The following is a 13,312-nucleotide window of genomic DNA, read 5'->3' as shown; positions in this document are numbered from 1 at the left end:
ATGTCCGTGAGGACCTGTTCGGGATGCGCAGCTCAAGTGGACGACAACGACGCGGGACGTCACCAGCAGTGGCACGACCAGATGGCCAAGGCGTTCCAGGCCCTCGCGTCGCGAGTGTCTTCCGTGGAGGGCCTGGCGGCCGCGGCGATGGAGGAGGCCGAAGACGCCCACCAAGAGGCACAGCAGGCCGCGAACGTGCTCTACCAGAACAACATCACCGTCTGACGTGGCCCGCAGAGAGAAGCCCGGCTGGGACGTCGTTGGCCGGTTGTTCGTGCAGGAGCTGCTTGCTCAGGCCATCACTGGCGAGCCGACGGCGCTGACGGTGGCTGACGCCATCGACATGGACGAGGCCGAGTCTGCGAACCTGATGGGATGGCTGGCTGGAGAGCGCCTGGTCTGCGAGGTCGACAACCCGGACGCGACCTACTGCGACCCGTACACCACCGGCCCGATCGCCGCGACGGCTCGTGGTCGGGCGTTCGCGGAGTCCGGGGTGGTGCCGGAGGGGCCGGCGACGGGATGGCCGGACGCATGGGATCAGCTCAGCAAGAGGTGGTAGAGCCGTTGCTCGCAACGGGGACGATGCTCAGACCATTGCGACAGCGCACGCGGGAGGCACCCTCATTGTCGGATCGATTGTGTGAAGTCGCGCCAGCGTGAGCCTCCCACATGGGGTCCGACCAGGTGCACGACCAGGGAAGTGAGCGTGAATGACCAGACCAAACAAGCCAAGGTGCGCGGGACCAAACAATGCCCCCGCTACAAAGTACGAAGGCCCGGACCAGATGGTCCGGGCTTTCGTCGTTCTTCCTGTCCGGTCAGCCTCCGGTCGGCCCGAAGCGCTCCACCCGGATCGCCCCGGCGTCGACACCCGCCGCGAGCAGCAGCTCCTCGGCGTAGGACGCGAATCGGGCCGAGCCGCAGGCGAAGGCGAGCTCGACGCCGTCGAGGAGCGGCTCGAGCTCGTCGCGCGTGAAGGCGCCGGCGGGCCGTCCGTCGGCCTCCGTGCGGGTCCAGGCGAAGGCGGCGCCGTGCTTCTCGAGCTCGCGGGCGTACGGCAGGTCGTCGGGGCCGCGGCCGACCGCAGCGACGCGCACCAGGTCGGGGCGGCCGAGCCGTCGGGCGGTGCGCGCCATCGCGACGGCGGGGACGACGCCGGTGCCGCCGACCAGGCACAGGACGGGGGTGGTGGTGTCCCAGACGAACCAGCGACCGATCGGGCCGCGCAGCTCGAGCACGTCGCCGACCTCGGCCACGTCGGCGAGGAACTCCGAGACCTCGCCGTCGGGCTGGCGCTCGACGAGGAACTCCAGCAGCGGGTCGTCGCTGTCGGAGGCGAGGGAGTACGAGCGCTGGGCGGTGTAGTCGTCGGGGGCGCGGAGCCGGATGAGGTAGTGCTGGCCGGGGAGGTGGCGCGGGCGGTCGTCGACGTGCATCCGCAACCGGACGGTCGTCGGGGTCGGGTGGTCCAGCTCGATGATCCGCCCGTCGGTCCAGGCGGCGAGCGGTGCGGGCGCCACGTCAGTCGCCCTGGTAGCGCTGCTCGAGCCACGGATCGCCGCGGTCGTGGTAGCCGTTCTGCTCCCAGAAGCCCGGCCGGTCCTCGGCCATCAGCTCGAGCCGGGAGACCCACTTCGCGGACTTCCAGAAGTACAGGTGCGGCACCAGCAGCCGGACCGGACCGCCGTGCTGGCGGGGGAGCGGCTTGCCGTCGACGCTCCACACGATCCACGCCTTGCCGCCGGTGACGTCGGCCAGCGGCAGGTTGGTGGTGTAGCCGGTGACGGAGTGGGCCATCACGAACGCGGCCTCCGAGGTCGGCCGGGCGACCGCGAGCAGGTCGTCCACGCTGATCCCGGTGAAGGTCATGTCGAACTTCGACCACGTCGTCACGCAGTGGATGTCGCCGAAGTAGGTCGAGCCCTCGAAGGCGTGCAGCTCCGACCAGGTCCAGGTGTGGGGTGCCTCGACCAGGCCGTCGACGCCCAGCTGCCACTCCTCGGCGGGCTGGTGCGGCGTCGCCTCGGCGGTGAGCACCGGCCACGAGGAGCCCGTGTCGTACTGCCCGGGTGGGAGGCGGCCGCGGTCGGGCTCGGGGCGGCGGCGCTGGAATCCTCGGGTGACGGGCATCGGTGTCCTCCTGGGCCGGGGTGGCCCGACCAGCGTAGTCAGGGCGTGCCGCGGGACGGCACGCCCTGACCTGCGCCGCGCCGGCGTCAGCCGTGCGAGAAGGTGATGCGCGGCAGCACGCGGGTCAGCCAGCGCGGAGTCCACCAGGCGGCACGTCCGGTGAGGCGGAGCATCACGGGGAGCAGGACGAGCCGGACGAGGAACGCGTCGAGGAGGACGGCCACGCCGAGCACGATGCCCATCTCCTTGGGCGGCAGCGGCCCGGACAGGGCGAAGGTGAAGAACACCGCGACCATGACGGCACCGGCGGCGAAGATGACCCGCCCCGAGTGGGCGAGGGACCCGACCATCGCCTCCCTGGCGTCCCCGGACTTCTCGAAGTGCTCCTTGGCGGAGGCGAGGAGGAACACCGTGTAGTCCATCGCGATGGCGAAGATCATCGCGAAGAAGAACACCGGCGCCCACGCGTCGAGGAAGCCCTGGTGCTCGAAACCGAGGAGGTCCGAGCCGTGCCCGTCCTGGAACACCAGGCGGGCGACCCCGAACGCGGCGGCCGTCGACAGCAGGCTGGCGAGCGTGCCGAGCAGCGAGATGAGCGGGGCCTGGAGCGCGACCAGCAGCAGCAGGAACCCGAGGGCGAGGACGACCCCGATGACGAGCGGCGTCGAGTCGTCGAGCTGGGCCTTGAGGTCGAGGTTCTCGACCGCGGCGCCGCCCACGAGGGCGCTGCCGGGCAGGTCGGCGCGCAGCCGGTCGACCGTGTCGGCGAGGGCCGGGTCGGACGGGTCGAACGTCGGCACGGCCTGCAGGAGGACCCAGCCCGAGTCGTCGGCCGACGGCTGGGGCGGCATCACCCCGGCGATGCCGGGGTCGTCGGCCAGGGCCGCCGCGGTGGTCTCGGCGTCCGCGGCGTCCGCGACGACCTGGAGCGTGCCGGGCGCGCCGTCGCCGAACGCGTCCTTGACCTGGTCGTAGCCGACGCGGGCGCTGGCGTCCGCGGGCAGGACCTGGATCGACGGCATCGCGGTCCGCAGGCCGAGGACGGGAGCGGCGAGGGCGAGGAGCACGACGAGGGAGGCGAGCCCGAAGGCGACGGGGCGCCGCCAGAGGCGCTCGCCCCAGGCGGCGAACCTCGGCGAGCGGTGCTCGCCGGTGTGGACCCATCGCAGCGCGCCCTTGTTGATCCGGCCGTCGAGGCTGAACAGCACGAGCGGCAGCAGCGTCAAGGTCGCCGCGAGGACGAAGACGACGGCCAGCATGATGCCGCCGGCCATCGACCTGAAGGCCGGTGACGGTACGAGCATCACCGCGGACAGCGAGACCAGCACCGTCGCGCCGGAGAGGAGGACCGCCTTTCCGGCGGTGTCCATGGTCTCGGCGATGGCCTGGCGCGGCGTCTCGTGGTGACCCATGCGGGCGGCGCGGAACCGGACGACGAGGAAGAGCGCGTAGTCGATGCCGAGCGCGAGGGCGAACATCATCGCGAAGTTCATCGCCCAGATGGAGACCGGGACGAGCTCGTTGATCAGCACCAGGGAGCCGGCGGAGGCCACCAGCCCGGCAAGCGTCAGGATGAGCGGGAGGCCGGCGGCGACCAGGGCGCCGAACGCGAGCACGAGGATGGCCAGGGTCACCGGCCACGACATCATCTCGGACTTCAGCATCGCGTCGAGGTTGGCCTCGTTGAAGTCCGACCACAGGAGCGAGGCTCCGGTGGGGTTGACCTCGACGCCGTCACCCGAGAGTGCCTCGAGCTCGCCCTTGAGGTCGTCGGCGACCCGGACCATCTCGTTGGGGTCCGCGCCGGCGCCGGCGAGGACGACGGCTGTCTCGCCGTCCCGGCTGAGCGTGGCACCGGGCTGCGGGGCGATGACCTCGGCGATCCGGGGGTCGGCCTCGAGGATGCGCGTGGCCTCGTCGAGGACGTCACCGCCGCGGCCCTCGGTCACCGGGCCGTCGGTGCTGTGCACGACGACCTGGATGGCGGAGCTGGCGTTGCCGCCGAAGCTCTCGGTGGCGAGCTCGCGGACGGCGACGGACTCGGACCCGTCGGCCTGCCACCCGGCGCCGGACAGGCTGGCCTCGACCTTCGGCGCGAAGGCGCCGAGGCCGATCACGAGGAGCACCCAGACCAGCGCGGTGGCCCTGCGGTGGTCGGTCACCCACAGGCCGAGGCGGCCCAGCGGGCCGGGTCGGTGGCCGATGCCGTACGGGTCGGGGTCGGGGGCGGGCGGGGCGTGGCGGCGGGTGGCCGTCGACGTCATGCGATGACTCGTCTCTGTGTGGAGGGGGTGGGGATGGTGGGAAGGAGGTGGTGGGTGGGGTCAGGCGTCGGGGCCGACGACCGGCAGCCCGGCCGGACCGGCCTGGTCGAAGGCGTCGTCGACCGCGACGAGGGTGCGTCCGGCCGCGGCGAGGAACGACGCGGCGACGGAGGCGCGGTAGCCGCCGGCGCAGTGCACCCAGACCTCGCCGGCCGGGACGTCGGCCAGGCGCCGGGGGAGCTCGTGGACCGGGACGTTGACCGCGCCGGCGACGTGGGCGCCGTCGTGCTCGTCGGCGCGGCGCACGTCGAGGACGACGACCTCGCGGTGGTGACGCACCTGGGCGAGGTCGGCGAAGGTGGCGGTGGGGAAGGAGCCCAGTGCGCGGTCGGACCAGTCCTCGGGCCCGCCCGTGGCGTGGGCCGCGGGACGGTCGATGCCGATGCGCACGAGCTCGCGCTGGGCCTCGGCGACGTCGTCGGCGCTCCGGCCGAGCAGCGTCACGGGGGTGCCCCAGGTGATCAGCCAGCCGAGGTAGGTCGCGAACCCGCCGTCGAGGCCGAAGTTGAGCGTGCCCGGGGCGTGACCCGCGGCGAACGCGGTGCGGTCGCGCAGGTCGACGACCCACTCGCCGGCCTCGATGCGCCGCCGCAGCTCCGCGGCGTCGGCCTCGGCAGGCGGTGTCAGGTCGGGCTCGGACGGGCCGGCGAGGTTCGCGGGAGCCATGTGCGCGTAGTAGGCCGGGTGGGCGCCGAGCCCGGCCAGCAGCTCGTCGACGTAGGTCTGCTCGTCCTGGGTGAGGACGGGGTTCGACGCCTTCTCCCGTCCGATGGTGGAGGCAGTGGCGTCGGACTGGGTGGCGGAGCAGAACGAGCCGAAGCCGTGGGTCGGCAGCACCGCGGCGTCGTCGGGCAGCAGCGTGGCGAGCCGGTGGGCGGACGCGTGCTGGTGACGGACCAGGTCGTCGGTGTGCTCCGCGCCCAGCAGGTCGGGTCGACCGGTCGACCCGAACAGGAGCGAGCCTCCCGTGAACACGGCGACCTGCTCGCCCGTGGCGCCGTCGGCCAGGACGTAGGAGAGGTGGGTGAACGTGTGGCCGGGGGTCGCCAGCGCGGTGACGCGCATCCGTCCACCCACCTCGACGACATCGCCGTCCGCCACGGGGGAGCGGTCGAAGGAGACGTCGTCCTCGCCGTTGACGAGGTACTGGGCACCGGTGCGCCGCGCGAGTGCGAGGCCACCGGTGACGTAGTCGTTGTGGATGTGGGTCTCGAAGACGTGCGTGAGGCGCACGCCGTGGGCGTCGAGCAGGTCCAGCACACGGTCGATGTCGCGCTGGGGGTCGACGACGAGGGCGACCTCGCCGTCGTGCACCAGATAGCTGCGATCGCCCAGCGTCGGGGTGTCGATGGGCACGACGGTCAGGTCGGCGTGCGGGGAGCGTGCGCTCACGAGGGGCCTCCTTCGAGGTGGTCGAGGTCGTGGGTCGCGTCGGGGGACGCAGCGGCGCCGAGCGCCGCCCACGAGACGCAGATACCCTGCGGGGTATCGGTCACGACGACCGTACACACACCCCGGGGGGTATCTCAAACCGACGGGTGTCGATGGTGCTGGGAATACCGCTGGGGGTATCCTCGTTCCAGATGGTGCATCCCCACCACCGACCACGAGGAGAGGTCCGATGACCACCCGCGACCTGACTGCTGCCACCTTCGAGACGACCGTGACCGAGCACGAGATGGTGCTCGTCGACTTCTGGGCGGCCTGGTGCGGACCGTGCCGCCAGTTCGCGCCGGTCTACGACGCCGCTGCGACGGCCCACCCCGACATCGTCTTCGGCAAGGTGGACACGGAGGCCGAGCAGCAGCTCGCCGCCGCCGCGAACATCTCCTCGATCCCGACGCTGATGGCCTTCAAGGACGGCGTCCTCGTGTTCTCCCAGCCCGGCGCGCTGCCGGCCGCAGCGCTGGAGGAGCTCATCGCCGGAGTGCGGGCCCTCGACGTCCAGGCCGCGCTGCGCGAGGCCGGCGCCGACACCGCCGCGGCCACTGCTTGACCTCGGCGTCATGATGAACCACGCCGTCGCCACCCACACCGGCCCCGGCCGCCCCGACCACCAGGAGTCCTGATGGAGCTCGACCCGACCACGATGAAGCCGGTCATCAACCGGATCAAGCGCGCCCAGGGCCAGCTGGCCGGCGTGCTGCGGCTGCTGGAGGAGGGGCGCGACTGCGAGGACGTCGTCACCCAGCTCGCCGCCGTCTCCAAGGCGCTCGACCGCGCCGGTTTCGCGATCGTCGCGAGCGGCCTGCAGCAGTGCCTGGTCGAGAACGAGGGCGACGCCGACAGCCTCGACGTCAAGAAGATGGAGAAGCTCTTCCTGTCGCTGGCGTGAGTCAGGCGGTCGACGGCAGCGGTGCCGGAGCGTCGGGCACCGGCCCGGTCCGCGCACCGCTGCGCTCGGCCCCGACACCGGCCGCCACGACGAGCCCGACGCCGACCACCGACAGCGCGTTCGGCACCTGGGCGAGGGCGAGCAGCCCGATCACGAGGGCGAAGGCGGGCTCGAGGGCCATGAGCGTGCCGAAGGCTGCCGTGGTGAGGCGGCGCAGCGCGAGCAGCTCGAGCGCGAACGGCACGACGGGGAGCAGGACGGCGAGGCCCAGGCCGAGCAGGAGCAGCTCGGGCGTCAGGCGACCGACGACGGAGGGGCCGGCGACCGCGGTGGCGAGGAGCGCCGCGACGGGCATCGAGATCGCCAGCCCGCCGAGCCCGGTCACGGCGTCCCCCACCCGCTGCGTGAGCAGGATGTAGGCCGCCCAGCAGCACGCGGCGCCGAGGGCGAAGGCGACCCCGACGGGGTCGGCGTGGCCGCTCCACGGCTGGGTGAGCAGCAGCACGCCGGCCGCGGCGAGCAGCGCCCAGAGGCGTCCGGTCCCGCGGCTGCGCACCACCGCGACCCCGAGCGGCCCGAGGAACTCCAGCGCGCTCGCGGTCCCCAGCGGCAGCCGGGCGACCGCGGCCATGAAGAGGAGGGTGACCCCGCCGGTCGCGAGTCCGAGCGCCACGGCCGCGACGACGGCCTCGCGGGTGTAGAGCGACGGGCGCGGACGCACGATCGCGACGAGCAGGACGGCGGCCCAGGCCAGGCGCAGCCACGCCGCGCCGGAGGAGCCGACGTCGTCGATCAGGCCGACGGACGCGGCGAGGCCGAGCTGGACGCAGAGCATCGACGTCACGGCCATGGCGGCGCCCGTGCGAGCGGGGGACAGGCGGGTCATGCGATTCAGTGAACCCGTCCAGATCGTTCGCGTCCACGTGAAGATCATGGACACATCGTCAAGCAGAACCGCACAATGAGGCCATGGACGTCCGTCGCCTCGAGATGCTGCTGGAGCTGTCGCGCGAGGGGTCGATGCGCGCGGTGGCCGACGTGACCGGCACGACCACCTCGAGCGTCTCGCAGTCGATCGCCGCGCTGGCGCGGGAGGTCGGCACGCCGCTCGTCGAGCCGGACGGACGCCGGGTGCGGCTCACACCGGCCGGCCGCCGCCTCGCCGACCACGCCGTCACGATCCTGGCTGCCGTCGAGGCCGCCCGGCTCGACCTGGACCCCACCTCCGAGCCGGCGGGCGTGGTGCGGGTCGCGGGCTTCGCCTCGGCCGTCCGTCGCTCGCTGCTGCCCGCCGTGGCGGACCTCCGGGCGGCCCACCCGGGCGTGGAGGTGCGGATCCACGAGTACGAGCCGCTGGAGTCCTTCGACCTGCTCGCCCGCGACGAGGTCGACCTGGCGCTGGTCTACGACTACGACCTCGCGCCCGCGCAGTGGCGCGACGACCACGTGGTCTCGTCGCTCTGGCAGGTGGAGTGGGGCGTGGGAGTCCCGACCCGGGACCGGCGGCTCGGTCTCGCGGACCTCGCCGACCGGGACTGGATCGTCAACTCGCGCCACACCGCCGACGAGCAGGCGCTGCGCACCCTGGCGGCGCGCGCCGGCTTCGCGCCGCGGGTCGTGCACCGCATCGACTCCCTCGAGCTGGTCGACGAGCTGGTGGTGGCCGGCCGCGGGGTGGGCCTGCTGCCGCGTGGTCGCACGACCCGCCGCGGGGTGAGCGTGCTGCGGCTGCGCGACCCGTCGGTGGCGCTGCGGGCCTACGCCGTGACCCGGCGCGGGCGCACCGCCTGGCCGCCGCTGCGAGCGGTCACCGAGCGCCTCGTCGGCGGCTGACCAGCGTCAGCCGCGGAGCACCTTCTCCATCGGCCGGCCCTTGGCGAGCTCGTCGACGAGCTTGTCGAGGTACCGGATCCGCCGCATCAGCGGGTCCTCGACCTCCTGCACCTTCACACCGCAGACCGACCCGGTGATCTGGTCGACGTGGGGGTTGAGCGTGGCCTCCTCGAAGAAGTCGGCGAACGTCGTCCCGGCGTCGAGGTGTCGGCGCAGCGCCGCGTCGTCGAAGCCGGTGAGCCACTCGATGACCTGGTCGACCTCGGCCTGGGTGCGCCCCGTGCGCTCGGCCTTCGTGACGTAGTGCGGGTAGACCGAGGCCACGCTCGTGGTGAAGATCCGGTGCATGTCGCGAGGCTAGGCGCGACCGCCGTCGTCGGTCGAGGCCTCGCGCAGGAGCCACCACGCCGTCGCGAAGACCACCGCGGCGACGAGCGCGTCGGCGTAGAGGTCGGCGAGGGCGAGCACGACGAGCGTGCCCGCAGCCACCGTCACCAGGACGTCGCGCGGCGTCATCGGACCGACGTCCCGGAGCCGGCGACGACCGCGCGTCGGCGGGCGTCGAGCGCCGAGGCGCGCCGCGAGAGCCGTGCGTCGAGCAGGGCGGCGGCCTCGGCGGAGCGACCGGCCATCGCGAGGGCGTGGACCAGGGTGTCCTCGACGACCTCCCGCTGGGCCTTGCTGCCGCCCAGGGGAGCCATGGTGGCGACGACGCCGGTCAGCGTGGCGCACGCGGCGTTCCACCGCTCCTCGACCACCGAGACCAGGCCGTCGCAGAGCGGCGCGACGACGTCGCGGAAGACGGGGTCCTCGCTGGCCGCCGCGGTGGCGCCGAGCGTGCGCAGCGCCGCGGCGTCACCGTCGGCGGCCAGCAGGACCGCGCCGTGCATCGCCGCGAACCCGGTCGGGGGAGCGGTCAGCCACTCGCGCGGCGCGGCGGACCGCACCTCGCCGACCGGCAGGTCGTCGGTCCAGGAGCCGGTCATCCGGCTGCGCCACAGCAGCGACCCGCTGTCGACGACGACGCGGCTGCCGCCGACCACGGACGGCGCGAGCTCGCGGGCGTAGCGCCGGCGCACGGCCTCGACGTCGTCCTGCATCAGCTCGTGGAGCGCGGCGTGCCAGGAGAAGTGGGAGCGGTGGTTGGCCTCGGGGCCCCGGGCGCGGATCCACTCGTCGAGCCACGCCAGCCCGGCGGTGTGCTCGCCGGTCTCGTAGAACACGTGGGCGCGGGCGTGCACGGCGTGGCCCGAGGCGGGCTCGACCGACAGGGCGTAGGACGCGAGGTCCTCCGCCTCGCTCCAGCGCTCCTGGTCCTGCCGGACGAACGCCAGCTGGCCGGCGTACCACCAGTCGTCGCCGTAGGAGCGGCCGAGCGACTCGACCAGCTCGGCGGTCTGGGTGCCGCTGGTGAGCCCGCCGAAGGCGACGGTCGGCACCGCGACGCTGACCGCCAGGGCGTCGCGCGGGAACAGTCGCACGTGGCGGAGCAGGGCTGCGGCGCCGGTGGCCTCGTCGGAGCGAAGGCGGGTGGTGACCGCGTCGAGGAAGCTGCACTCGCGGTCGTCGAGGTGTCGCCCGGCAGCGGCACCGTGGGCGGCGCGCAGGGAGGAGCGCCAGTGGGTGTTGGCACCCCACTCGTGGCCGAGCAGCGCGAGCGCCGCGTGGGCCTGGACGAAGTCGGGGTCGGCCGCGACCGCTGCGGTCAGGCCCTCCTCGACGCCGTCCTGCAGGCGCAGCAGCCGGCCGAGCGCGGCGTTGTAGCGCTTGGCCGCGCGACGGTTGGTCGTCAGGGTCAGGCCGTAGGGGTCGGCGGGGCGGCGGCGCGCCTCGCCGTGCAGGGAGCGGCTCACCACGCGCGCGACGTCGTAGGCCTGCTCGCGGATCTCCGGCATCGCGGTCGACTCCCAGAGGTTGCCGCGGCGCAGGGAGCCCACGGCCAGGAACGGTCGCGTCTCCGGGAGGGTGCCGACGATCCGGCCGTCGTCGGCGGTGTCGATGCCGATCCCGGCCGGGCCGGGTCGGACCAGCCCGCTGCGCGCGAGGCGGGTGAGCAGCGGGTCGGCGGCGATGGTGCCGACGGGTCCGGTGCAGTTGACCACCGCCGCCACCGCGAGCTCGGTGCCGTCGTCGAGGGTGACGTGGAGCGCGTCGGGCTCGGGCCGCACCGCGGCGATGGTGCCGCGGTGGCGGGTCAGGCGTCCCGCGCCGGCGACCGCGGAGAGACGCTCGTGGGTCAGCGGCGCCATGCGGTGGCGGTGGACGTCCCAGGTGCGGGCGTCGCCGGCGAGGAAGCGGCGCTTGTCGGCGTCGGAGAGCCCGCGCCACAGCTGGGCCGTGACCGGTCGGAGCCCGTCGATCGCCGGACGCCAGTCGCCGGTGCTCTCGACCGTGGTGCGCACGTGCGTCGCCAGGGTGTCGCGGAGCGCGTCGAGGCCCTGCAGCCGGGTGATGCCGGGCGGCGGCGGCACCGGCGGGGTGGTCGGCAGGACGTGGCGCTCGGGCACGACGTCGTTGCGCGAGACCACGTGGACGGTCCGCCCCGGACGGTCGGCGCTGATCGCGAGGTCGACCATCGTGAGGCCCGACCCGAGCATCAGCACGTCGCCCTCGTCGGGGATGGCCTGCGTCCACGGGTCGGCGACCAGGCGCGGGTCGCCGGCGAGCTCCGGCGGGGCCCAGTGGGTGCCGGGGCGGCTGCCGGTCGCGAGCACCACGGCGCGCGCGTCGAGCCGCTCGCCGTCGCCGAGCTCGACGACGAATCCGGTGCCGGCGGGGGTCACGTCGACGACGTCGGCGCGGCGGCGGACGAGCCGGGCGTTGCCGGGGAACTCCGACGCAGTGGTGAGCAGGCTCTCGACGTAGCGGCCGAACACGGCGCGGGGGGCGAAGTCGTGGGGCTGGAAGCCGGGGTCGTGGTGGTTGCGCAGCCAGCGCAGGAAGTGCTCCGGGTCGCGCGGGAAGGCGCTCATGCCGGAGGCGGGGACGTTGAGGAGGTGGCGCTCGTCGGTGGTGGAGTAGGCCTGGCCGCGACCGGTGGTGGGGGCGGGGTCGACGAGCTCGACCTTGAACCGGGAGGACAGGGCAGTCACGAGGTGGGTCGCGACCAGCGTGCCGCCCGCTCCGGCGCCGACCACCACGACCCGACAGTCGCCCTCGTTGCTCCCCATGACCCCACCTTCCATAATCCACTGACTTACTCGACAAAGGTACCAAGGGAGGTCCCGTCGCGCGAGCCGGCCGGACGGCGTGTCAGGGGGTGAGGCGCATGAGCACGCGCGGGAAGCCCGCCGACGTGGCGTCGGTGCGGGCGGCGAGCTCGAAGCCGGCCCGCTCGAAGAGGGCGCGGGTGCCGACGTAGGCCATGGTGAGGTCGACCTTCTCGCCGTGGTTGTCGACCGGGTAGCCCTCCACGGCCGGCGCGTCGCGGTCGAGCGCGTAGGCCACGGCGCCGGCGAGCAGGGCGTGCGAGATGCCCCGGCCGCGGTGGCCGGGACGCACCCGGATGCACCAGGCCGACCAGACCGGCAGGTCGTCGACGTGCGGGATCTTCGTCGACCGTGCGAAGGGGAGCTCGGACCGCGGGGCGACCGCGGCCCAGCCGACGACCTCGTCGCCGTCGTAGGCGAGCACGCCGGGCTTGGTGCGCCTGCGGGTCAGCCGCTCGACGTACGCGGCGCGCTCGGCGCCGGCCAGCTTGCGGTTGTCCTTCGCCGGGATCCGGTGGCTCAGGCACCAGCACACGCTGGACGCCGGGTTCTTCGGCCCGACCATGGTGCGGACGTCCTCGAAGCGTGCATGGGTCGCCGGGTGGACGACGATCCCGTCGCGCTCGACCAGAGGGGTGCTGGGCATGTTGCCACGCTAGACGGTGGGACCGACGGGCCGTGTTCAATGGCGCCATGGGTCAGGCGATGCGCAGGGTCGGGCTGCTCGGCGGGATGAGCTGGGAGAGCTCCGCGCTCTACTACCGGCTGCTCAACGAGGCGGTCCGCGAGCGCCTCGGCGGGTTCCACTCGGCGCGGGTCGTGATGGCCTCGGTCGACTTCGCCGAGGTCGAGGCGATGCAGGCGGCGGGGGAGTGGGACGCCGCCGGCGCGCTGCTCGCCGCCGAGGCCGCGGCGCTGGAGGCGGCGGGCGCGGAGTGCGTCGTGCTCTGCACCAACACCATGCACAAGGTCGCGGACGCGATCGAGGCGGCCGTCGACGTCCCGCTGCTGCACATCGCCGACGTGACCGCCCGCGCGGTGCAGGACGCCGGGGTCGAGCGGGTCGCCCTGCTCGGCACCCGCTTCACGATGGAGCAGGACTTCCTCGTCGACCGGCTGCGCGGCCACGGGCTCGACGTGCTGGTGCCCGACGCCGCGGGGCGCACGGTGGTGCACGACGTCATCTACGGCGAGCTCGTCCACGGGGTGGTGCGCGAGGAGTCGCGGGCGGCGTACGTCGACGTGGTGGCGGCCCTCGTCGAGCGCGGGGCGCAGGGCGTCGTCCTCGGGTGCACCGAGATCGAGCTGCTGCTGCGCCACGACGACGTCGACGTCCCGGTCTTCGCGACCACCGCGCTGCACGCGCTGGCCGCGGTGGACTTCGCGCTCGGCTGAGCGGGCTGCCCAGGCGCGACCGTCGCACGTGCGGTGGAGATGGCCCTCGCCAGGCGCGTTCGAGGGCCAGAAGCGCAGCACGT

General features: G+C 73.7%; 15 protein-coding genes. 6 read left to right on the top strand and 9 right to left on the bottom strand.

Features of this window, described 5'->3' with window-relative positions; translation table 11 throughout:
• Window positions 1-36 precede the first annotated feature (36 nt).
• Both KDN32_RS14090 and KDN32_RS14085 read left to right on the top strand, forming a co-directional pair.
• Complete coding sequence (locus tag KDN32_RS14090) at window positions 37-225, top strand: hypothetical protein (protein ID WP_211732879.1); 189 nt, start codon at window positions 37-39, stop codon at window positions 223-225.
• 1 nt (window position 226) lies between these two features.
• Window positions 227-562 (top strand): hypothetical protein, encoded by a 336-nt coding sequence (locus KDN32_RS14085; RefSeq protein ID WP_211732878.1) that lies wholly within the window; start codon window positions 227-229, stop codon window positions 560-562.
• 259 nt (window positions 563-821) lie between these two features.
• Here KDN32_RS14085 and KDN32_RS14080 read toward each other — a convergent pair whose 3' ends face one another.
• From KDN32_RS14080 to KDN32_RS14065, 4 genes are all read right to left on the bottom strand, one after another.
• Window positions 822-1,523, bottom strand: coding sequence for an FAD-binding oxidoreductase (locus KDN32_RS14080; RefSeq protein WP_307854095.1), 702 nt, complete (start codon window positions 1,521-1,523; stop codon window positions 822-824).
• A gap of 1 nt (window position 1,524) precedes the next feature.
• Window positions 1,525-2,133, bottom strand: a complete 609-nt coding sequence (locus tag KDN32_RS14075; RefSeq protein WP_211732877.1) for a sulfite oxidase-like oxidoreductase — start codon at window positions 2,131-2,133, stop codon at window positions 1,525-1,527.
• Window positions 2,134-2,219: 86 nt separating this feature from the next.
• Entirely contained in the window at window positions 2,220-4,397 is a 2,178-nt protein-coding gene (locus KDN32_RS14070; protein WP_211732876.1) for an MMPL family transporter, read from the bottom strand.
• 60 nt (window positions 4,398-4,457) lie between these two features.
• A complete protein-coding gene (locus KDN32_RS14065; RefSeq protein ID WP_307854094.1) occupies window positions 4,458-5,849 on the bottom strand; it encodes an MBL fold metallo-hydrolase in 1,392 nt (463 codons plus the stop codon).
• Window positions 5,850-6,078: 229 nt separating this feature from the next.
• On the opposite strand from KDN32_RS14065, the gene trxA reads away from it, so the two are divergent.
• Window positions 6,079-6,453 (top strand): thioredoxin, encoded by a 375-nt coding sequence (gene trxA / locus KDN32_RS14060; protein WP_211732874.1) that lies wholly within the window; start codon window positions 6,079-6,081, stop codon window positions 6,451-6,453.
• Between the two features lie 72 nt (window positions 6,454-6,525).
• The gene (locus KDN32_RS14055; RefSeq protein ID WP_211732873.1) at window positions 6,526-6,792 is read left to right on the top strand and encodes a metal-sensitive transcriptional regulator; all 267 of its coding nucleotides are present in this window, start codon (window positions 6,526-6,528) and stop codon (window positions 6,790-6,792) included.
• 1 nt (window position 6,793) lies between these two features.
• Here KDN32_RS14055 and KDN32_RS14050 read toward each other — a convergent pair whose 3' ends face one another.
• On the bottom strand, window positions 6,794-7,678 hold the full coding sequence (locus KDN32_RS14050) for an EamA family transporter (RefSeq protein ID WP_211732872.1): 885 nt from the start codon (window positions 7,676-7,678) through the stop codon (window positions 6,794-6,796).
• 83 nt (window positions 7,679-7,761) lie between these two features.
• Between KDN32_RS14050 and KDN32_RS14045 the strand changes: the two genes are divergently transcribed.
• On the top strand, window positions 7,762-8,625 hold the full coding sequence (locus KDN32_RS14045) for a LysR family transcriptional regulator (RefSeq protein ID WP_211732871.1): 864 nt from the start codon (window positions 7,762-7,764) through the stop codon (window positions 8,623-8,625).
• Between the two features lie 6 nt (window positions 8,626-8,631).
• Here KDN32_RS14045 and KDN32_RS14040 read toward each other — a convergent pair whose 3' ends face one another.
• The 4 genes from KDN32_RS14040 to KDN32_RS14025 all read right to left on the bottom strand — a co-directional run bounded on the left by KDN32_RS14040 (window position 8,632) and on the right by KDN32_RS14025 (window position 12,480).
• Window positions 8,632-8,973 (bottom strand): DUF2200 domain-containing protein, encoded by a 342-nt coding sequence (locus tag KDN32_RS14040; protein WP_211732870.1) that lies wholly within the window; start codon window positions 8,971-8,973, stop codon window positions 8,632-8,634.
• A 9-nt stretch (window positions 8,974-8,982) separates the two neighbouring features.
• On the bottom strand, window positions 8,983-9,141 hold the full coding sequence (locus KDN32_RS14035) for a hypothetical protein (protein ID WP_211732869.1): 159 nt from the start codon (window positions 9,139-9,141) through the stop codon (window positions 8,983-8,985).
• Window positions 9,138-11,795 (bottom strand): FAD/NAD(P)-binding protein, encoded by a 2,658-nt coding sequence (locus tag KDN32_RS14030; protein WP_211732868.1) that lies wholly within the window; start codon window positions 11,793-11,795, stop codon window positions 9,138-9,140. The genes KDN32_RS14035 and KDN32_RS14030 overlap by 4 nt, the downstream gene beginning before the upstream one ends.
• A gap of 82 nt (window positions 11,796-11,877) precedes the next feature.
• Window positions 11,878-12,480, bottom strand: a complete 603-nt coding sequence (locus KDN32_RS14025; protein ID WP_211732867.1) for a GNAT family N-acetyltransferase — start codon at window positions 12,478-12,480, stop codon at window positions 11,878-11,880.
• Between the two features lie 47 nt (window positions 12,481-12,527).
• Between KDN32_RS14025 and KDN32_RS14020 the strand changes: the two genes are divergently transcribed.
• The gene (locus tag KDN32_RS14020; protein WP_283093538.1) at window positions 12,528-13,229 is read left to right on the top strand and encodes an aspartate/glutamate racemase family protein; all 702 of its coding nucleotides are present in this window, start codon (window positions 12,528-12,530) and stop codon (window positions 13,227-13,229) included.
• The last annotated feature ends 83 nt before the right edge of the window (window positions 13,230-13,312 follow it).

The organism is Nocardioides palaemonis, from assembly GCF_018275325.1.
Lineage (GTDB): Bacteria > Actinomycetota > Actinomycetes > Propionibacteriales > Nocardioidaceae > Nocardioides > Nocardioides palaemonis.
The sequence above is the reverse complement of the archived record's forward strand: the minus strand, read 5'-3'. Positions and strand labels throughout refer to the sequence as shown.